The following is a 19336-nucleotide window of genomic DNA, read 5'->3' as shown; positions in this document are numbered from 1 at the left end:
ATGAATTTTATTTAGGGGGGATAGTATGGAATTTGCAGCATCCTTTAGTGGTGGTAAGGATTCAACATTGGCAATTAAAAGAATGCTTGATAGGGGTCATAGAATAGTAGCTATTATTGTATCTGGTAAGGAAGATAAGGAATCTTCATGGACTCACAATATAAAAAGAGAGTATTTTAAGAAGGCAGCAGAGATATTTAGATGTGAACTTATTTTTACAGATACAAATGTAGAAGACTATGAAGAAAAATTTGAAAAAGCATTGTCTGAAGCTAAAAAACTTGGTGCACAAGCTTGTATTTTCGGAGATATAGACATAGTAGAACATATTAAATGGAACAATAGAAGATGTCAGAATATAGGAATAGAGTGTATACACCCATTGTTATTTGAAGATAGAAAAAGTATTGCCAAAGAGTTTATATCTACATCCATAAAGGCAAATATTGTAAAAATAGATGAAAGCACACTATCAGAAGATTTAATTGGTCAAGTTTATGAGCAAAGCTTCATAGATAAATTAGAAAAGTTACAAGTGGATCCATGTGGCGAAAATGGAGAATTTCATACAAAGATTGATTTAGATTCTCTAAGAAAAGTAATATGTAAAGAAATTTATATAGATAATGCCTCAAGTTCTTTTCCAAAAGCTCCCAATCTTGCCAAAAGTATGTCGGAGTTTATTGATAATGAATCTTTTAGTATAAATAGAGGGACATATATGAAGGCCTATAAACTATCTTCAAAAGTTATAGATGTAAGAGATAAGATGCTTAAATTTACGAATTCGCCTAAGGGATATAATTGTGTTTTCGGATCTTCTGCAACAGAACTTATAAACCTTATTTTAAGAGGAGTATTAAAAGAAGGTGATGAGATAATAGTAGATGATAGAATGCATAACTCTACATGGAGAACTTTGCAGTATCTTGAAAAAAAAGGCATCAATATAAAGGTATGGTCTTCAAGTAGTGATAATAATAACAGGGATAAACTTCTTATATCTAAGTCTAGAAAGGCAGAGATAAAAAGTTTTATTTTAGGAAGTAATGAAAATTTAGATTCAAAAAATAGTGGAGACGATTTAAAAGATTTATTAGAATATGAGTATAAGATTTCTGATTTTGAAAACTTAATCGGCGATAAGACAAAAGTAGTATTTTTGACTTTAGTAGATAATATTACAGGTTTTTATAATAGAAAGGCTATAGAAGTGGGCAAAGTATGTGCTAGAAAAAATATTATTTTTTTTATAGATGCAGTTCAGGCAGCTTGCGAGCGTGAAATAAATGTAGAAGAACTCAAAGCTCATGCTATAGTAGTATCATCTCATATCGGATTAATGGGACCGGAAGGCCTAGCGCATTTGATTATAAATAATGAAATCGCAAAAGAAATAGATCCATTGATATACGGAGGAACAGGAAGTCAATCCAATAGTCCTAGTATGCCTTTAATGATACCGGATAAATTTGAAGCAGGTACCATGAATTTACCAGCAATTATAGGAACAGGGGCGGCTTTAGATTTTATAGATTATGTTGGATTAGATAAAATAATAGAAAAGAAACATATCCTGGGCAAAAAGCTTAGAGAAGGTCTTTCTAAAATAGAAAATGTAGATGCTAGGGGTAGTGGTTCATTTTGTTCTGTAATAATAAGTGGACAAGATGATGCAATGGTAGCATTTAATCTAGATATGATCAATCATATTATGACTAGAGTTGGAATACAGTGTTCACCTTGCACACATATGGCAGAGGACACTTTTCCAAATGGAAGTATTAGATTTTCTATAGGTTATTTCAATAACAAATACGATATAGACTATATTATTAAATCCGTTGAAGAAAATATATGTATATAAATAAAAGGACTTATATAATATAAAAGAAGTAAGGTTTTTAAAAGAAAAATCGTTTAAAAAGTCAGAAAAATAATAGATAAAAGCTATAGTCAAACACACAACTATTATTAAAACTTATAGCATATAAAAATTATCCATAAAAACTTTTTTATATGTTAATATAAAGATAGAAGTGTGAAAAATAATTATTAATTTTTTAACCTTCTTAGATAATAATATTATTTCATATTAGGGGAGGAAATATTAATGGCAGATTACAGAGAAATGTGGAAAGAATTAGGAATGGATCTTGAGACTCATGATCAGCTATGTGAAGTGCTTCCGATGGCATTTACAGATGTTTATTTATCTCAGAAGAATAGACCTGAGAATATGGGGTACTTCGACTTTGTTGTATCTGAAATACATGGGGTAAGACCAGCTGAATTAGTACAGGCTCAGAAGGATGGAAAGAAGGTATTCGGTACATTCTGTGTGTATGTTCCAGATGAAGTTATATTTGCTGCAGACGGCATAGCAACAGGTTTATGTGGCGGTTCCCAGTTCTGGGTTCCAGGAGGGGAAAAGGTTCTTCCAACTAATACATGTCCATTAATAAAGGCATCAGTAGGAGCGAGATTAGACAGTACATGTCCATTCTTTAAGATAGCGGATATGTATATAGGTGAAACTACTTGTGATGGCAAGAAGAAGGCGTGGGAAATTCTTGGAGAAGATGTTCCTATGTATGTAATGGATCTTCCACAGATGAAGAGAAGCAAGGATTACAAGGCTTGGGCTGAAGAAATAACTGAGCTAAAGAATAAGGTTGAAGACTTTACGGGTAATAAAGTTACTGCAGAAAAACTTGCAGATTCTATAAAATTAATAAACAACAAGAGACGTGCTCTTGATAGACTATATTCATTCAGAAAGAATAAGAATATACCTATTTCAGGAAAAGACTGTCTGTTAATTTCTCAGATAGCTTTCTATGATGATCCAACTAGATTTGCTGAAATGACAAATAAGTTATGTGATGAACTTGAAAAGAGAGTGGAAGAGGGAGTAAGTGTATTCCCAGAAGGAACAAAGAGAATACTTCTTGCAGGTACACCTCTTGCAATACCAAACTGGAAGATGCACAATATAATAGAAACTTCTGGTGGAGCGGTTGTTTGTGAAGAAATGTGTACTGGTACAAGATATTTTGAAAGATTAGTTGACGAAACTAAGGATACTGTTGAAGAACAGATAGATGCATTAGCAGAAAGATATATGGGAATAAACTGTGCATGCTTTACTCCTAATCAGGGTAGAATAGATGATATATTAAGACTTTGCAAGGAATATGATATAGATGGCGTTATAGATATAAATCTTAAGTTCTGTAATCTATATGACACAGAAGGATTCTTAGTAGAAAGAGCTTTAAAGGAAGCTGGTATTCCTGTACTTGGAATTGAAACAGATTATACTGACTCTGATGTTCAGCAGTTGAGAACAAGAGTTGGAGCATTTATAGAAATGCTAGAAAGGTAGTTAGTGTAAGAAATGGAAAAAGTTTTTTACGTTTTATTTAACAACCATGAGAATGGTCTGAAGTTAAATTCTAAATTAAAGGAAAATGGACTTCAGTCAATGATATCTCCAACACCTAGATCTTTGAGTAAGTGTTGTGGTATATCTCTCATAGTTGAAGAAAATGAACTAGATGAAGTAAGAAGAGTAGTTGAAGAAAATGATATCGAAATAATAACAATAGAATCTATAGAAAGGGACATCAATCCTAATAGAGATAGATATTGTTAGGGAGGATGTGTAATATGATTTATGTAGGGATAGATATTGGTTCAACAGCATCTAAAGTTGTGGCTAGAAAAGAAGATTCAACATCTAAGTTTGTAATACCTACAGGTTGGAGCAGTAAGGAAACTGCAAGTACAATAGTAGAGAGATTAATGGAAGATGAAATAGATGTTGAAAGTGATGAGGTAATAGTAGGAGCTACAGGTTATGGAAGAGTAGCCGTAGATTTTGCAGATTATGTAGTTACTGAAATTACTTGCCATGGAAAAGGTGGCTATGAAATGGTAGGTAAGAATTGCACAATAGTAGATATTGGTGGACAGGATACGAAAATCATAAAAATTGAAAATGGTTTTGTATCGGATTTCCTAATGAATGACAAGTGCTCCGCTGGAACAGGGAAATTTATCGAAGTTATGGCAAATAGACTTGGAGTAAGCATAGATGATTTGTTCAACCTAGCTATGGAAGGTGAAATACTGCCGATAAGCTCTCTATGTACAGTATTTGCTGAATCCGAAATTATAAACTATATCGGAGAAGGTAGAAGTAGAGCAGATATAGCTGCAGGAGTAGTAGATTCGGTAGCTGGTAAGGTGGCACAACTATTCAGTAAGTTTGCAAATTCTGAATATGTGGTGCTTACAGGAGGATTGAGTCACAGCAAGTTTTTTGCTGACTCTCTTTCAAAGAAAATAAAGTTGCCTGTTAATACATCTGAAGATGGAAGGTATGCAGGTGCTTTAGGAGTTTCTTTAATAGCAGAAAGCAAGTATAATAAAGAAAAATAGTATTAATATACGGTCCTTAAAGATTGCGGCAAACTATTAGGTTTGTCGCTTTTCTTATAACATAGCCTATATATAAAAATACCCTCTATTAAAGGAGACACAAAGAAGAATCTTCTTTAATAGAGGGTATTTTAATTTGTATTATTTGATTGTATTATTCATAGTATTGTATGAAATCCATCCACCATCTATTTTGCACCATATTCTACTTTCCGATTCAACATAAGTATCGTAAATATAAACTTCATCGCCTCTTGAAAGAGTTCCTACAACAGATGAACCCTTACTTGGACCAGATCTTACATTAGCCTGAGCTGAAGTGATATACTGATAGCTACCGTTGATTGCACTTGCTGTTTGATTTGCTTGGCTAGGACTAGAATTAGAACTGCTTGCATTATTGTCTGAAATTACAACAGGAACATTTTTTTCAACTACTACCTTTTCAATTTCTTTATCGCTTTTACCAGAAATTTTCTTATAAAGCTCTATTGCCTTCTTATCATCAGGGACTACAGATATATAATCTGAAAGGATGCTACTTGCTTCTGATGTATTTCCTGAATCGATCATCGAGCTAGCCTTTCTTACAATTTCCTTCTTTAAAGAATCGATTTGAGCAGATGCATACTGATAGTTTTTTGCGTCCTCCTTTGGAACCGCTTTGTATAGAACTATTGCCTTTACAAGATCACCTTTTTGTTCCTGCTCTTTGGCATCTTTAAGTGTATCTTTTACTTCTTTTTTGATAGAAACTTGATTTCTACTTGATTTGTATTTTACATCTCCTGTTTTAGTATATAGGTCTGAATATACCTTTAGAGCTTCATCATAGTCTTCCATTTCAACAAGACTTTGTGCTTTCTTCTCAAGTGACGATATTTCTACTTTCTTTTTAAGAAAAAAACCAGCTACAATAAGTGCAATTACTAAAATAATTATTCCGCCTATGATAAAATATTTTTTTTTCTTATCACCATCATAATCTTCATAATCATCATAAAAATTATTATCAGTTTTCAAAACACTTTCCTCCACTATGATTATTTTTGTTTAAAAATATAAATATTATTATAAATATAAATTTGAATATTTTACCCTACTCTAATTATACAAAATCTTTCAATTCTTTTCAATTGATAAAGCACTTTTAAGAAAAAAATCCCTTGTTTTCAATGTTGACAATAAAGTATGATGAGAATTATAATGAATCAAGGTATATGAATATTTATTGAAAAGATATAACTTGTGCATATCTTAGCTTACTAATAAATAATAAAAAATAGAAGGAAGTATATTTCACATATAAGAAATATTGTTAAGGAGAAAATAATGGATAAAAAATTCAGTCAAAGAACAGAAATTGTAATAGGAAAAGAAGGTGTTGATAAACTTGCAGCTGCCAATGTAATTGTTTTTGGTGTTGGTGGAGTAGGGAGCTATGTTGTTGAAGCTCTTGTAAGAGCAGGAATAGGAAATCTTACAATAGTTGATTTCGATGATGTAGATATAACAAATATAAACAGACAGATACCAGCATTACATTCTACTATTGGTAGATATAAGGTAGATGTAATGAAAGAAAGAATAAAAGATATAAATCCAGATATAAATATAAACGCTAAAAGGATGTTATTTGATGAAAAGACATCAGAAGAGTTATTAGAAGGAAATTATGATTTTGTAGTAGATGCAATAGATATGATGAAGTCTAAAATACATTTAATTGAAGAGTGTTACAAAAGAGACTTAAACATTATAAGTAGTATGGGTATGGGAAATAAATTGGACCCTACAATGATAGAAATAACAGATCTTTACAAGACGGAGATGTGTCCCTTGGCTAAGGTTTTAAGAAGGGAGCTAAAAAAAAGAGGAGTCAAAAAATTAAAAGTGGCATATTCTAAAGAAAAACCAAGGGAAACAGCTGTATTTAAAGAAGGAGATAAAGTAAAAAGAGTAAATGGAAGTATGTCTTTTGTACCTTCGGCTGCAGGTTTGGCTATTGCATCATATATAGTAAGAGAAATAATAAAGTAGTATTCAAAAATAGTGTGCTTATTTTGATAAAAAAACTCCCTGGTCATTAAAATAAAAGTGAAGAGTGCCAGAGATATCTGTGCGAAAAATCTTAGAGTTATATTTGGATAGAGTATCAAGGGTGTCCTTAGATGGATGCCCATATCTATTTTTGTATCCACAGGATATAGCTGTTATATCTGGTCTTAAAGTTCTTATAAATTTTTCAGATGATGAAGTCTTACTACCGTGATGTCCGGCTTTTAAGAATTCACAGTGTCCGAGCTTGTACTTTTGAAGAATTTTGTTTTCTATTTCAGAATCTGCATCTCCTGTAAAAATCAAGGAATGATTTTTAAATTTAAGGAGAAAAACAATTGAATTTTTATTAGGATCTTGACTTATTTTAGATGGAGATAGTATATATATGACAGTATCTTTATCTATCTTTAAAATGTCGCCAGATTCAACCCTATTTAGATTTACATTCATAGATTCAGCTGTAGAAATTAAGTTATTTAGCTCTGTTTTTAAAATATTGTCTTTAGAAAGTATAAGTTTATCAGCACCTACTTCTTTTAAAACATCACTCATTGCACCTATATGATCAGAATCTGAATGAGTTCCTATAACATAGTCTAGTTTTTTAACTCTATTTTTCTTTAAATCTCTAATAACTGAGCGTGAGAAATCTTCTTCTCCAGAATCTATAAGAAGACTTTTCTTTTCTGGAGTTATTACAAGAATGGAATCACCTTGATCTACATCTATAATATCGAGTTTTAATTCATTTGCATTTTCTCTACAAGAGACAAGAAGTATAGAAAAAACAAATAATACAATAATAGAAAAAAGTTTATTTTTCATGGAATTTAAAAAAACCTCCTATTTGATAAAAATTAATATAAAAACCATATAAAATTAAATGAAAATAAGTAAATATATAATAATCTAATATTATATAGAGATAATTAGATATTCATGTAAACGATATCTGTAATCTTGATGTTTACATTTCTCTTAAAAGGGTATATTATTATATAGTGATTACCCTTAAATTATTGGCTAGAGTAATATAGTCATTAAAGGGAAATTATAAAATAAGATTAGAAAAAATTAAGATAAGAATAGTATTTTAATAATATATAAGGAGATGTTTTAATGGATTTTAAAGAAATAAATATAGAGGCTAAGGATGTGCTCGATAAATATTTCGAAATGGTTGATTATGAAGCCTGTGAGTATTGCTTTAATACATTGTTTATGTGGCAGCACTCATACAAGACTTGTTATCATATAGGAGATGGATTTGCAGTACTTGTAGGTGAACACAATGGTGAGGTATTCTCTATACTTCCCCTTGCACCAAAGGAGAAGATACCAGAAGCGATAGAGTTTGTAATAAATTGGTTTGACAAGGACAAGCATAAAATTTACTTCAGAGGTATAGATAAAGATGTTGTAGAAACATTAAAGAAGATGTATCCAGGAAAATTTGAGTATACAGCAGAAAGAGATATTTTTGACTATGTATACGATGCAGAAAAGATGAGAACTGTAAAGGGAAGAAAGCTAAGCAATAAAAGAAATCATCTTAACTTCTTTAATAGAGAGTATGAAGGCAGAGTAGAGAGAAGATTGCTTACAAAGGAAGATTTCCCTGAATGCTTTGAATTATTGAGATCTTGGAATGAAACAAAGTCAGGTGACAAGGACTATGAAGAAAGTATAGATGATGAATTTGTAGGAATGAAGAAGCTTTTTGATAATTATGACAAAATAAGTGATAAATTAAAGATATACGGTGTGTTTATAGATGGAAAATTAGAAGCTTTTAGTATGGGAGAAAAAATAAATGACAATATGGCTCTTATACATATAGAAAAGGCAAATGCAGATATAAGAGGTCTATATCCATATATCAATAAGATGTTTTTAATTGACGTATTCCCGGATGTTGAATGGGTCAACAGAGAAGAGGATATGGGTGTAGAAGGACTTAGAAAGGCAAAGATGTCATATTATCCTGAAAGATTTGTAGAAAAGTACACAGTAAGAGAAGTATAAAAAAGGGGTCATACTATGAAGATAAGATTTTGTAACAAAGAAGATATTGATTACATAAGAGAGTTATGGGAATACTGTTTTAATGATAGTCCAGAGTATGTAGATTTTTATTTTGAAAATAAGTTCAGTCCAGAGAACACTATATTACTAGATGATCAAGGTAGGGCTGTTTCATCAATTCATATGAATCAACATAGCTTGAGTTTAAACTTTAAAAAGTTTGATGTGTCATATATTGTGGGCGTATCCACACTTCCTGAAGTAAGGGGAAGTGGAAAAATGAAAGAGTTGATGGAATACTCCCTTAGACATATGTATGAATCTGGTCAAGAGGTGGGAATCTTAATGCCTATAGATTTCAGACTTTATAGAAGATACGGATTTGAAAATTGTTACGATATGTTAGTACAAAATCTAGATGTTGATGATCTTAGAAAATTTAAGATTTCAGGTGAATTTAAAAAAGCAAAAAAAGCAGAGGATTTAGAGGAAATATATAGATATTCACAATCCCTATTTAACGGATATGCTATGAGGAATAAGAAATATTTTGAACAATTTATAGATGAAATGGATACAGATGGTGCTTATATTTATATTAATTATATAGAATCTTGTCCTGAGGGATATATTGCTTATTCATTTGAAGATAATGAAATGATAGTAAGAGAGTGTTATTATAAGAGTATAGAGTCTTACAAATCTATTTTAAGATTTATATATAATCACAACACACAAGTAAAAAAGGTTGAGATTTATTCTGCAATAAGTGATCCTTTAAGGCATATGCTTGACAATCCTAAGGATTCTCAATTTGAAATAAAGCCTTTTATGATGGGAAGAGTAATAAATTTTGAAAAGCTAATTGAAAAATTAGATATAGTATGTGATGAAGACTTTCAAGCATTTAAAATAGCAGTTGAAGATAAATATATAGATGAAAATAATGGTATATTTGAGTTCTATAAAGAATTAAATAAGGTAAGAGTTAGAAAAATAGGAGATTTATATGAACTAGAAGATATTGATATTTTTACGATAAATGAACTTTCTGCTATGTTCTTTGGCTATATGAAGGTTGAAGATGTAGACTTTATGAGAGAAAGAAAGATAGTTTGTATTATAGAAATGAGAGAGTTATTAGAATCAATTTATGATACTAATACTATAAATCATATAAATGAATATGTATAGAATATAAAATAAAATGTGTTTAAACAACAGCATCTTAATAGATGCTGTTGTTTTTTTTGTAAAAATTATATGTAAGGAAATTTTTATTATTGGATAAAGAATAGGCATTTAGAATCTATAAAGATATACTTATTTAATACTTATATTATGTTAGAAGTGTCTATATTTTAGATGAAGACATTTCATAAAGGCTTTTATTTTTAGTATATATTTTTTAGACATATATTATGGAAGAGTTTTTTATAAAATTACTATAAAATACATGTCTAATACTTGAGAGGTCTGGCTTTGAAGTTTTGGATTAGTTTGAATATTCGGAAGGAGTTTGGCTGTGGTTAGAAGAAAAGGAGTATTGATTTTAATTTTTACAATTATATATGCAGTCCTGATTAATAGTAGCTTTAAACAGTCCTATTTAAAGAATAGAGAGCTTCTACTAGATGGAACGGTTAGATATACTCAAACTAAAAAATATTCCTCAGAATACCTTATAGGAGACACCCTTTTAGTAAATAAAAAAAGAAATCAAAATATCAAAACAGGCGATATATTAGAAGTATTTGGAAAAGAAGAAGATATGAATAATATGAGAATAAAAGATTTTGATTATGGAAGGTATTTGAAAAGCAAAGGAATAAGGCGAGTCATAACTATGAAAAAATATAGAATTATAGGTGTTAGTATTTTTTATGAAAAAATAGGAGATTTAAGACAATATATAAAAAGTACAAATGACTATTTATATAAAGAAAACTCTGGAATACTAAATGCAATTGTAATTGCTGACAAAAGCGCCATAGATAAAAAAACTTCCTATATTTTTATGGATTCAGGGACAAGTCATATTATGGCAATATCCGGACTTCATATTACAATAATACTTGGAATAATAGTTCTTTTAACTGGTAAAATAAATAGCCCATTAAAGTTTATTGCCTTTATATTTTTTATGGAGTTATATAGTGAGCTTATAGGAAATAGCCCCTCAGTAAGAAGAGCAGTAGATCTATTTATATTTTCTTACATAGGATTTTTTATAGATGAAAGGTTGGATATCTTAAATGTACTATCTTTTATAGCAAGTTTTATGATTTTACAAAATACCTATATAATATATAATCTTTCCTTTCAACTAAGTTTTATATCAATTGTTTCTATTTCAATTTTAAGCAAATACCTCGATAAAATTGTGTATGGGAAAGTACTAGCATCATCTCTTGCAATAATTATAGGAACTGCCCCATTAGTTCTTTATATTTTTAAGGAAGTTTCATTGGTATCTTTTATGGCAAATATTATAGCTATACCATTTACAGCTTTAATTATGGTTTTTGATCTTATTTCTTTATTTTCGTATTTTTTTATACCTGGATTGAGTTATTATATATCTTTTATCAATAATGCCTGTATAGACTTTATGCTATTATTTTTAAAAAAGATAGGTAATTTTGGATGTTCCAATATAGTAGTAAAAAAAATAGATTTTAAATACATTATTATTTATTATTTTATACTGATTTCTATAAATATTTTTCTTTACATAGCGACGATAAGAAAAGAATTATATCTTGAAGAAGGGGAAAAGAATATATAATATGGCTGCTTTTCCTTGTATAATAAGGCATCAAATGATATAATAATAGGGAAACTCTATATGTGGAGGAAAATTATGGAAAGAAAAAAACTTCTTGAGGAATTAGAAAGTGGAAATCTTAAACAGATTTATCTGATATATGGAAAAGAAACTTTTTTAATAGAAGAAATACAAGAAAAATTTAAAACTTTAGTAAATCCTGCAATGATGGATTTCAATTTAAGTGTGATTGATGGAAAAGAGACTAACTTAGAAGAATTCAGGTCATCTATAGAGACGCTTCCTTTTATGGATGAAAGAAGATACATAATAGTAAAGGATTTTGAACTTTTAAAGGGTAAAAAGAAAAACTTTACTGATTCTGATGAAAAAGAACTTATAAAGGCCCTTGAAAATATATCGGCAACAACTGTACTTTTATTTATTAACTATGGAGATATAGATAAAAGAAAGGCAATATATAAAGCTATAAACAAACTTGGAAGAGTTTGCGAAATGAAAAAATTAGATGATATGTCTTTACTTAACTGGTGTAAGAGACAGTTTGATTCAAGAAAGGTCAAAATAAGCAATTCAGATGTAACTTATTTTATAGAAACAACGGGATATAGGGACAGAACTTCTGAAATGACACTTAATGATGTTGAACAAGAGATTATCAAGTTATGTTCTTATGTAGGTGATGAAGAAGCAATTACAAAAGATATTATAAGAAATCTTATGAACTCAAGAGTTGAAAATGATATTTTTCAGCTTATTGATATGATAGGCAGTAAGAATGCAAAAAGATCATATAAAATACTTACAGATATGATAGAAAGCGGAGAGTCAATTCTCGGCATATTTGCTATGCTGTCTAAACAATTTAATCATATAATGCAAGTAAAATCTTTGCAAGAAGAGAGAATGCCACATAATCTGATAAAAGATACTTTAAAAATGCATCCTTATACTTTTAATAAGGTTGTAAGACAGGCTAGAAATTATGATGAAGATAATCTTTTGAGTATAGTGAACTATATTTCAGATTATGATTATAAGATAAAACAGGGGCTAATGGAAGATAGCTTGGCAGCGGAGATACTTATTGCTAAATATTGTAGATAAAATAATACACTAAAGAATGTTGATAAATAATATTTATGGCATTCTTTTTTTGTAGAAAGTTTATATTTTTATACTAGAAAAAAGATGAGCTTCCATGTGGAAGCCCATCCCTTATCTAGTATTTTCAAACGTTTGACACACAAGATATAATCTATATATTGCGTAGTCACAATTATAAATGATACCCGTCGATATCAAATTGTTTCGCATAATTAAGCGTTCATAGAGTTTAACTTATTAGCAAGCTTTGATACTTTTCTATCAGCAGCATTCTTATGGATAGTTCCCTTTGAAGCAACCTGATATATTCTCTTCTGAGCAGCCTGGAACTTAGCCTGAGCTTCGTCCTTGTTTCCAGCGGCTACGGCTTCATCAAATCTTCTAATAGCAGTCTTTATCTGAGACTTTCTTACTCTGTTCTGAGCAGTTTTCTTTTCAATTACACCGATTCTCTTCTTTGCAGATTTAATATTTGCCATTCATTTCACCTCCCTGTTATCTATGTCTAAATTCATAATCAACATACATAATTTTAACAGAGTTAAATACAAAAATCAAGTAAAAAGTTGAAATTTAGTAAAAAAATTAATAAATCACTTTCTAATGTTTACGATATAGGATTTTTAAAGTAAAATATAAAGTGTATAGTTATGTAAATTTTAAAAAGGAGGAGTTTATAAGTGGGAAATAGACAGAGTAGAACGAGAAATTTTAGTATAATCGCTCATATAGATCATGGTAAATCAACTCTTGCAGATAGATTAATTCAGAATACCGGACTAGTTGCGGATAGAGAAATGAAGTCTCAGCTTCTGGATAATATGGATCTTGAAAGAGAAAGAGGTATTACTATAAAGTTACAGAACGTAAGATTATTATATAAGGCAAAAGATGGTGAAACTTATCATTTAAACCTTATAGATACTCCAGGGCATGTAGACTTTAACTACGAGGTTTCAAGAAGTTTGGCAGCTTGTGAAGGTGCTTTACTGGTTGTAGATGCAGCACAAGGGGTTGAGGCACAGACATTGGCAAATGTCTATCTTGCTTTAGAACAAGACTTGGAGATTCTTCCAATAGTTAATAAAATAGATCTTCCAAGTGCTAGACCAGATTTTGTAAAGGGAGAAATAGAAGATCTTATTGGTCTTGACTGTTCAGACGCACCTTTAATTTCGGCTAAAAATGGAATAAATATAGAAGATGTTCTTGAAGACATCGTAAAAAATGTTCCAGCGCCAACGGGAGATCCAGATGCTCCTTTGAAGGCCTTAATTTTTGACTCTTACTACGATGCCTATAAGGGTGTTGTTGCCTATGTAAGAGTATTTGAAGGAACTGTTAAAAAGGGCATGATAATAGAAATGATGAACAGTAAGAAAAAGTTTGAGGTTACTGAAGTGGGTGTGATGGCACCTAGACCTACTGAACTTTCAGACCTTACAGCTGGTGATGTTGGTTATATTGCTGCAAGTATAAAGGATATTAGAAGCTGTAGAGTTGGGGATACTATTACAGATGCAGAGAATAGAACAGATTCTCCACTTCCAGGTTACAAAAAAGCTACTCCAATGGTTTATTGTGGTATTTATCCAGGTGAAGGAGAAAAGTATGAGAATGTAAGAGATGCCCTTGAAAAGCTTCAGATAAATGATGCTGCTCTTGAATTTGAAGCAGAGTCTTCTGCGGCTTTAGGATTTGGTTTTAGATGTGGATTCTTAGGTCTTCTTCATATGGAGATAATTCAGGAAAGATTAGAAAGAGAATTTGATCTTAATATTATTACTACAGCACCATCTGTTATCTATAGGGTAACAAAGGTTGATGGAGAAGTAGTAATGATTCAGAACCCAACAAATCTTCCTGATCCATCTGAAATAGAGATGATAGAAGAACCAATAGTCAACAGTGATATTATAGTTCCAAAAGATTATGTGGGTGTGGTTATGGAGCTTTGCCAGGAAAGACGTGGAACTATGAAGGATATGGAATACATGGATGAGACTAGAGTTATGCTTCACTATGAGCTACCTCTTAATGAAGTAATTTATGATTTCTTTGATGCATTGAAGTCAAGAACAAGAGGTTATGGTTCTATAGATTATGAAATGAAGGGTTATATACCTTCTGATCTAGTTAAAATGGATATATTGATAAATAAGGAACAAGTAGATGCTTTGAGCTTTATTATACATGAGTCTAGGGCCTATGTTAGAGGTAAGGCAATGTGTGAAAAATTAAAGGAAGAAATACCAAGACATCAGTTCCCTGTACCTATACAGGCAGCTGTAGGAAATAAGATTATAGCTAGAGAAACAGTAGCTGCTTATAGAAAAGACGTGCTTGCTAAGTGCTATGGTGGGGATATATCAAGAAAGAGAAAACTTCTTGAAAAGCAGAAAGAAGGTAAAAAGAGAATGCGTCAGATTGGTAACGTTGAAGTTCCACAGAAGGCGTTTATGTCAGTTCTTAAACTGGATGATTAAAGAAGGTGTTTATTTGAATAATAAGTTAGAAAAGATATTTGCTCCGGAGATTGATTCCGGAGCAAACTTTATAATTGAAGAATTAGAGAAAAATGGTTATGAGGGCTTTGTTGTAGGTGGTTGTGTAAGAGATACTATAATGGGAAGAAAGCCTAATGATTGGGATATAGCTACAAATGCTAAACCAGATGAAGTAATGAGGATATTTAGAAAAACAATTCCGACTGGTATAGAGCATGGAACTGTAACTGTAATGATAAATAAAGTAGCCTATGAACTTACTACATATAGAATAGATGGTGAATATGTAGATATGAGGCATCCTGAAAAGGTAGAATTTAGTAAGAATATAGTAGATGATCTTTCAAGAAGAGATTTTACTATTAATGCTATGGCATATAATAAGAGGATAGGACTTGTAGACAAATTTGGTGGAATGGACGATATAGAGAATAAACTTATCAGATGTGTCGGAAATCCGAACAAAAGATTTAACGAAGACGCCCTTAGAATGATAAGAGCCGTACGTTTTTCTGCAAAACTAGGCTTTAAAATTGAAGAAAAAACATTTCAGTCTATTCTAAAAAATGCAAGTAATATTAAAAAAATATCAATTGAAAGAATAAATAAAGAGCTAGAAGAGACCATAAAATTTGATCCAGAGAGCTTATTTTTACTAAATAAAATGGATATTTCCGAATACCTATTCGGAGTTAGTCTTGAAAAAAATAATCTTAAAATAGCAAAAAAAGTAGACGGATTTTTAAGGGAATATAATCTTTATAAAAAAAATGAAAAAGAATTGATAAATGCCTTAAAAAGAGCATTTATTTTGGAAAAACTCGATGTTTGTAACCTTAAGAACATTTTAAGGAAGTTAAGATATTCACGAAAGGATATCGATATGACATCAAAGCTTCATAGTATTTTAAAAATGAATATTTATGATCATATAACTGATGAAAATATGTCAACAAAAGAAAGAAAAGTTATGATTAAGTATATATTAAAGGATACAGGAGACCTTTTATTGGCAAAATATGCTATATATTCAAGGTTTATTGAAAAAAATAGCAATCCAACTGTATGTTTTAGTGAATTTAATGATATAATAGAATCAGGAGAATGTTTTTCCACGTCTCAACTTGACTTAAATGGAAAGGACATCATAGAAAACGATATTGCTAAGGGAGCAGCTGTAGGTATTCTTCTTAATGCAATGCTTGAGTATGTGATACTTAATCCTAAAGAAAATGAGAAAGAAAAACTATTAGCTTTTGCTAAAAATTATAAAATTATGTAATTTTGGAGGTAAAATTATGGACTATAAGTCATTGATAGTTAATGGAAGATCAGTAAGAAATTTTAAGGAAACAGCTGTAGAAACAGAAAAACTTTCTGAAATAGAAACTTTTATAGCTGATTGCAAGAAATTAGTTTCAGAAATAAAGATAGAAACTAAGTTCTTTGCTGGAGATGATGCCTATAAGAGACTATACGGAATAGCAGGTTATCAGGGTGTTATGATAGAAGCACCTAACTATCTTATTCTACTATCTGAAAATCATCCACAGAGTATAGAAAATGCTGGTTATGTAGGTGAAAGAGCAATACTAAAGGCTAGAGACCTTGGAGTTGATAGCTGTTGGGTATCATATTCAGATGGAAATATGGTAAAGTCTGTTCTAGGTATAGAATCTGATAAGGAAGTAGTTGCGTTAATAGCATTAGGATATGCTGCATCTAATAAGAAGATAGAAGGTGCAACAAAGACTGGAGAAAACTATTCAAAGTCAGAGGTTTCAGTAACTCAGGACGTTTCTGAAAGAATAGGAATTGAAGAAATGGTGTTTATAGACAAGTGGGGGAATTCTGCTACACCTGAAATTCTTGAAGAAAGAGCTCTTCTTGACGCATTTTCATATGCTAGAATGGCTCCATCAGCATTAAATAAGCAGCCATGGAGATTCATAGTTGATGGCGGTAGAGTTATACTTGCTATAAATAATGAAAATTATGAAGGAAGTTATATAAACAGAATAGATGCTGGTATTGTAATGCTTTACTTCGGTGTAATACTTGATGTAACTATGTTTGATTCTAAGTGGGGATTTGATAAGTTAGATAAAGATTATGGAATTCCATCAGATTATACAGTAGTTGGATATTGTAATATATAGCAATTATTTTGCATAGATTTATTTATGTGATAAATTAATTTTATAGTATATTAGCTGTCGGCTTTTTGTCGACAGCTTTATTTTTGTAAAATAAATAATTAAAAAATATTAAAAAATAAATTATATAAAATATATCGCTAAAGTCTAAAAAATAATATAATATAATGTGAAAAAAGAAAGTAAGAACTATTTTTATACATATATAAATACAAAAAAGTATATTGAAAGGTTGGGAAGTTATGAAAGAAAAGGGCTTGTACGTGCACATTCCTTTTTGTGCTAGAAAGTGTAATTACTGTGATTTTACATCTTATGTTCCAATAAAAAATGAAATAGATTTCTACCTAGATTCATTAGAGCGTGAAATGAAGATGTATAATATGAAAAATGAAGTAATAAAAACCATATTTATAGGTGGAGGTACTCCTACAATTCTTAATTTAGAACAGCTTAGAAGATTATTTGAAATAATTTCATCTGAAGTGAATTTAGAAAACGTTGAGGAATACACAATAGAGGCAAATCCTGGAACTTTGGATATAGAAAAGCTGAAAGTGATAAAGGCTGCTGGAGTCAATAGGTTGAGCATAGGTCTTCAAGCAATTCAAGATAGAAATTTAAAGTTTATGGGAAGAATACACAATTTAAAAGATTTCGAGGAAAGTTATGACAATGCGAGAAAAGTAGGTTTTGACAATATAAATGTTGATCTTATTTTCGCTTTTTATGGTCAAACTTTGGAGGATTGGAAAGAAACATTGGAATATATCGTATCTAAAAATCCAGAACATATATCTGCATATTCTTTGATTATTGAGGAGGGGACAGATTTTTATAATAGATATGAAAATGGTGATATAACTGACTTTGATGAAAATAGCTTCGTAAAAATGTATAGATATACTGTAAATTATCTTGCGGAAAATAGATACAAGCAATATGAGATATCGAATTTTTCAAAGAACAGTTTGGAGTGTAAACATAATATAAAATATTGGTTATGTGAGGAATATTTCGGTATAGGAGTGTCTGCATCAGGTTATCTAAATGGGAAAAGGTACACAAATGTCAAGACATTAGAAAAATATGCGGAGCTTACTAATAGCAACGTTTTCCCGAAGGAATTTGAAGAACAATTAACATACAAGGATATTTTCAATGAGAAAATCATGTTGGGCTTGAGGATGAATGAAGGGATAAATTTTTCACTTATAGATGAAATTGAAAATGAAATATTGAAAAAATTTATCGAAAAAACTATTGATAAATATGAAAAAAAAGGATATATTGAAATATATAAAGACGATGCAAAAAAAGTAATAAAATTGACACAGTCTGGAAGAGAAATTTCAAATATCATAATTTTAGACTTGATGTTATAAAATTGTTTGAATAAGGACTTGATTTTTTATTATCAAGTGTGTACAATAAACTTACAAGATGGTTGTTAGTTGTATAATAACTGAACATATAAATAAGACGGAAGAAGATTCTATGAGAGAGCGTTAGCCACCGAAGGGACAAGTAATGTTTCATGTCAAGAAACATTGTGAATTTCTCAGGTAAAAGTAGTAGAATTGGACGTGTCTCTGAAAACAATGATGACAGAGGAAATAAAGGACAACTTTATTTCCTCTTTTTATAATCATAAAAATGTTGTATTAGCAACATTTAATATTGCTGGATAAACAACAATATACTGAGTTTTCAAAAGAATAAGTTTTATTTATTTAATTAACAGGAAAACATTTGTTAAGTTTAGGAAAAGTTTTGTACGGACTAAATAATGCATTAAAATTAAATAGTGTATGAAAGGTGATTACAATGCTTTTGATAACAAATAATAAAAAATTTATTGAAATTAAAGAAGATTTATTAGCCAAAGGAATAAAAGTTGAATTTCTTGATGAAGATTATATAGGCGTTCTTCAACATGGAAGAGATTTGATACATGGTGGTTATGAGTTGTTGACTCATCCACTTTATGGAAGTGTAAAGCCTAATGAAACAATTTATAGAACAATAATATTGAAAGAGGGTAGCAAACTTGATTTCAATTCATTGGGATTAATTGAAGATGCTATTCAGACAGCGGAGAAATTTAAGAAAAATAAACTTACTCCGAATTGGACTGAAAGGGTAAAGGATGATTTTAGAGTAATTGACTACGATTTAATGAGTAAAACAGTTAGAAGAATAATAAATGAGTAGGCCTTAACTTTAAAAAATATTTAGATTGATAT

General features: G+C 30.3%; 17 protein-coding genes and 1 riboswitch. Of the genes, 14 read left to right on the top strand and 3 right to left on the bottom strand.

Annotated features, from left to right (window positions below; all coding sequences use genetic code 11):
- The first annotated feature begins 25 nt into the window (after positions 1–25).
- The 4 genes from BMY82_RS01880 to BMY82_RS01865 all read left to right on the top strand — a co-directional run bounded on the left by BMY82_RS01880 (position 26) and on the right by BMY82_RS01865 (position 4446).
- Complete coding sequence (locus BMY82_RS01880; protein WP_091974031.1) at positions 26–1867, top strand: aminotransferase class V-fold PLP-dependent enzyme; 1842 nt, start codon at positions 26–28, stop codon at positions 1865–1867.
- A 246-nt stretch (positions 1868–2113) separates the two neighbouring features.
- Positions 2114–3388, top strand: a complete 1275-nt coding sequence (locus BMY82_RS01875) for a double-cubane-cluster-containing anaerobic reductase (protein ID WP_091974028.1) — start codon at positions 2114–2116, stop codon at positions 3386–3388.
- Between the two features lie 12 nt (positions 3389–3400).
- Positions 3401–3658, top strand: coding sequence for a putative Se/S carrier protein (locus BMY82_RS01870; protein ID WP_091974025.1), 258 nt, complete (start codon positions 3401–3403; stop codon positions 3656–3658).
- A gap of 14 nt (positions 3659–3672) precedes the next feature.
- Positions 3673–4446, top strand: coding sequence for an acyl-CoA dehydratase activase (locus BMY82_RS01865; RefSeq protein ID WP_091974022.1), 774 nt, complete (start codon positions 3673–3675; stop codon positions 4444–4446).
- Between the two features lie 141 nt (positions 4447–4587).
- Here the strand turns inward: BMY82_RS01865 and BMY82_RS01860 are convergent, their stop codons facing one another.
- Complete coding sequence (locus BMY82_RS01860) at positions 4588–5469, bottom strand: SH3 domain-containing protein (protein WP_091974019.1); 882 nt, start codon at positions 5467–5469, stop codon at positions 4588–4590.
- A 309-nt stretch (positions 5470–5778) separates the two neighbouring features.
- On the opposite strand from BMY82_RS01860, the gene BMY82_RS01855 reads away from it, so the two are divergent.
- Complete coding sequence (locus tag BMY82_RS01855) at positions 5779–6486, top strand: tRNA threonylcarbamoyladenosine dehydratase (protein WP_091974013.1); 708 nt, start codon at positions 5779–5781, stop codon at positions 6484–6486.
- An 18-nt stretch (positions 6487–6504) separates the two neighbouring features.
- Here BMY82_RS01855 and BMY82_RS01850 read toward each other — a convergent pair whose 3' ends face one another.
- A complete protein-coding gene (locus BMY82_RS01850; RefSeq protein ID WP_091974011.1) occupies positions 6505–7332 on the bottom strand; it encodes a ComEC/Rec2 family competence protein in 828 nt (275 codons plus the stop codon).
- A gap of 294 nt (positions 7333–7626) precedes the next feature.
- Here BMY82_RS01850 and BMY82_RS01845 point away from each other — a divergent pair, with 294 nt between their 5' ends.
- The 4 genes from BMY82_RS01845 to holA all read left to right on the top strand — a co-directional run bounded on the left by BMY82_RS01845 (position 7627) and on the right by holA (position 12427).
- Entirely contained in the window at positions 7627–8532 is a 906-nt protein-coding gene (locus BMY82_RS01845) for a DUF2156 domain-containing protein (RefSeq protein ID WP_091974008.1), read from the top strand.
- Positions 8533–8547: 15 nt separating this feature from the next.
- Positions 8548–9726 carry a GNAT family N-acetyltransferase gene (locus tag BMY82_RS01840; protein ID WP_091974006.1) on the top strand — a complete coding sequence of 393 codons (1179 nt, stop codon included), beginning with the start codon at positions 8548–8550 and terminating at the stop codon, positions 9724–9726.
- Between the two features lie 331 nt (positions 9727–10057).
- The gene (locus tag BMY82_RS01835) at positions 10058–11320 is read left to right on the top strand and encodes a ComEC/Rec2 family competence protein (protein WP_091974003.1); all 1263 of its coding nucleotides are present in this window, start codon (positions 10058–10060) and stop codon (positions 11318–11320) included.
- Positions 11321–11395: 75 nt separating this feature from the next.
- The gene (holA, locus tag BMY82_RS01830; RefSeq protein WP_091974000.1) at positions 11396–12427 is read left to right on the top strand and encodes a DNA polymerase III subunit delta; all 1032 of its coding nucleotides are present in this window, start codon (positions 11396–11398) and stop codon (positions 12425–12427) included.
- A 212-nt stretch (positions 12428–12639) separates the two neighbouring features.
- Here the strand turns inward: holA and rpsT are convergent, their stop codons facing one another.
- Positions 12640–12906, bottom strand: a complete 267-nt coding sequence (gene rpsT, locus BMY82_RS01825; protein WP_091973997.1) for a 30S ribosomal protein S20 — start codon at positions 12904–12906, stop codon at positions 12640–12642.
- A 201-nt stretch (positions 12907–13107) separates the two neighbouring features.
- Between rpsT and lepA the strand changes: the two genes are divergently transcribed.
- The 5 genes from lepA to BMY82_RS01800 all read left to right on the top strand — a co-directional run bounded on the left by lepA (position 13108) and on the right by BMY82_RS01800 (position 19304).
- A complete protein-coding gene (lepA, locus tag BMY82_RS01820; protein ID WP_091973978.1) occupies positions 13108–14913 on the top strand; it encodes a translation elongation factor 4 in 1806 nt (601 codons plus the stop codon).
- Positions 14906–16216 (top strand): CCA tRNA nucleotidyltransferase, encoded by a 1311-nt coding sequence (locus BMY82_RS01815; RefSeq protein ID WP_091973975.1) that lies wholly within the window; start codon positions 14906–14908, stop codon positions 16214–16216. The genes lepA and BMY82_RS01815 overlap by 8 nt, the downstream gene beginning before the upstream one ends.
- Before the next feature lie 16 nt (positions 16217–16232).
- Positions 16233–17093, top strand: a complete 861-nt coding sequence (locus tag BMY82_RS01810; protein ID WP_091973972.1) for a nitroreductase family protein — start codon at positions 16233–16235, stop codon at positions 17091–17093.
- A gap of 239 nt (positions 17094–17332) precedes the next feature.
- The gene (hemW, locus tag BMY82_RS01805) at positions 17333–18475 is read left to right on the top strand and encodes a radical SAM family heme chaperone HemW (protein WP_091973969.1); all 1143 of its coding nucleotides are present in this window, start codon (positions 17333–17335) and stop codon (positions 18473–18475) included.
- Between the two features lie 101 nt (positions 18476–18576).
- Positions 18577–18677, top strand: a riboswitch (glycine riboswitch).
- 240 nt (positions 18678–18917) lie between these two features.
- Positions 18918–19304: a GrdX family protein gene (locus BMY82_RS01800; RefSeq protein WP_091973965.1), complete on the top strand. Its 387-nt coding sequence runs from the start codon at positions 18918–18920 to the stop codon at positions 19302–19304.
- Positions 19305–19336: the final 32 nt, after the last annotated feature.

The sequence above is a fragment of the Peptostreptococcus russellii genome, from assembly GCF_900110295.1.
Taxonomy (GTDB): Bacteria; Bacillota; Clostridia; order Peptostreptococcales; family Peptostreptococcaceae; genus Peptostreptococcus; species Peptostreptococcus russellii_A.
Note: the sequence above shows the minus strand (reverse complement) of the source record. Positions and strands in the feature narration are given on the sequence as shown.

Excerpts from the sequence above, each read along its gene's own strand:
- BMY82_RS01880 (WP_091974031.1), top strand. The coding sequence starts at position 26 with ATGGAATTTGCAGCATCCTTTAGTGGTGGTAAGGATTCAACATTGGCA.
- BMY82_RS01875 (WP_091974028.1), top strand. The coding sequence starts at position 2,114 with ATGGCAGATTACAGAGAAATGTGGAAAGAATTAGGAATGGATCTTGAG.
- BMY82_RS01870 (WP_091974025.1), top strand. The coding sequence starts at position 3,401 with ATGGAAAAAGTTTTTTACGTTTTATTTAACAACCATGAGAATGGTCTG.
- BMY82_RS01865 (WP_091974022.1), top strand. The coding sequence starts at position 3,673 with ATGATTTATGTAGGGATAGATATTGGTTCAACAGCATCTAAAGTTGTG.
- BMY82_RS01855 (WP_091974013.1), top strand. The coding sequence starts at position 5,779 with ATGGATAAAAAATTCAGTCAAAGAACAGAAATTGTAATAGGAAAAGAA.
- BMY82_RS01850 (WP_091974011.1), bottom strand. The coding sequence starts at position 7,332 with ATGAAAAATAAACTTTTTTCTATTATTGTATTATTTGTTTTTTCTATA.
- BMY82_RS01845 (WP_091974008.1), top strand. The coding sequence starts at position 7,627 with ATGGATTTTAAAGAAATAAATATAGAGGCTAAGGATGTGCTCGATAAA.
- BMY82_RS01840 (WP_091974006.1), top strand. The coding sequence starts at position 8,548 with ATGAAGATAAGATTTTGTAACAAAGAAGATATTGATTACATAAGAGAG.
- holA (WP_091974000.1), top strand. The coding sequence starts at position 11,396 with ATGGAAAGAAAAAAACTTCTTGAGGAATTAGAAAGTGGAAATCTTAAA.
- rpsT (WP_091973997.1), bottom strand. The coding sequence starts at position 12,906 with ATGGCAAATATTAAATCTGCAAAGAAGAGAATCGGTGTAATTGAAAAG.
- BMY82_RS01815 (WP_091973975.1), top strand. The coding sequence starts at position 14,906 with ATGATTAAAGAAGGTGTTTATTTGAATAATAAGTTAGAAAAGATATTT.
- BMY82_RS01810 (WP_091973972.1), top strand. The coding sequence starts at position 16,233 with ATGGACTATAAGTCATTGATAGTTAATGGAAGATCAGTAAGAAATTTT.
- hemW (WP_091973969.1), top strand. The coding sequence starts at position 17,333 with ATGAAAGAAAAGGGCTTGTACGTGCACATTCCTTTTTGTGCTAGAAAG.
- BMY82_RS01800 (WP_091973965.1), top strand. The coding sequence starts at position 18,918 with ATGCTTTTGATAACAAATAATAAAAAATTTATTGAAATTAAAGAAGAT.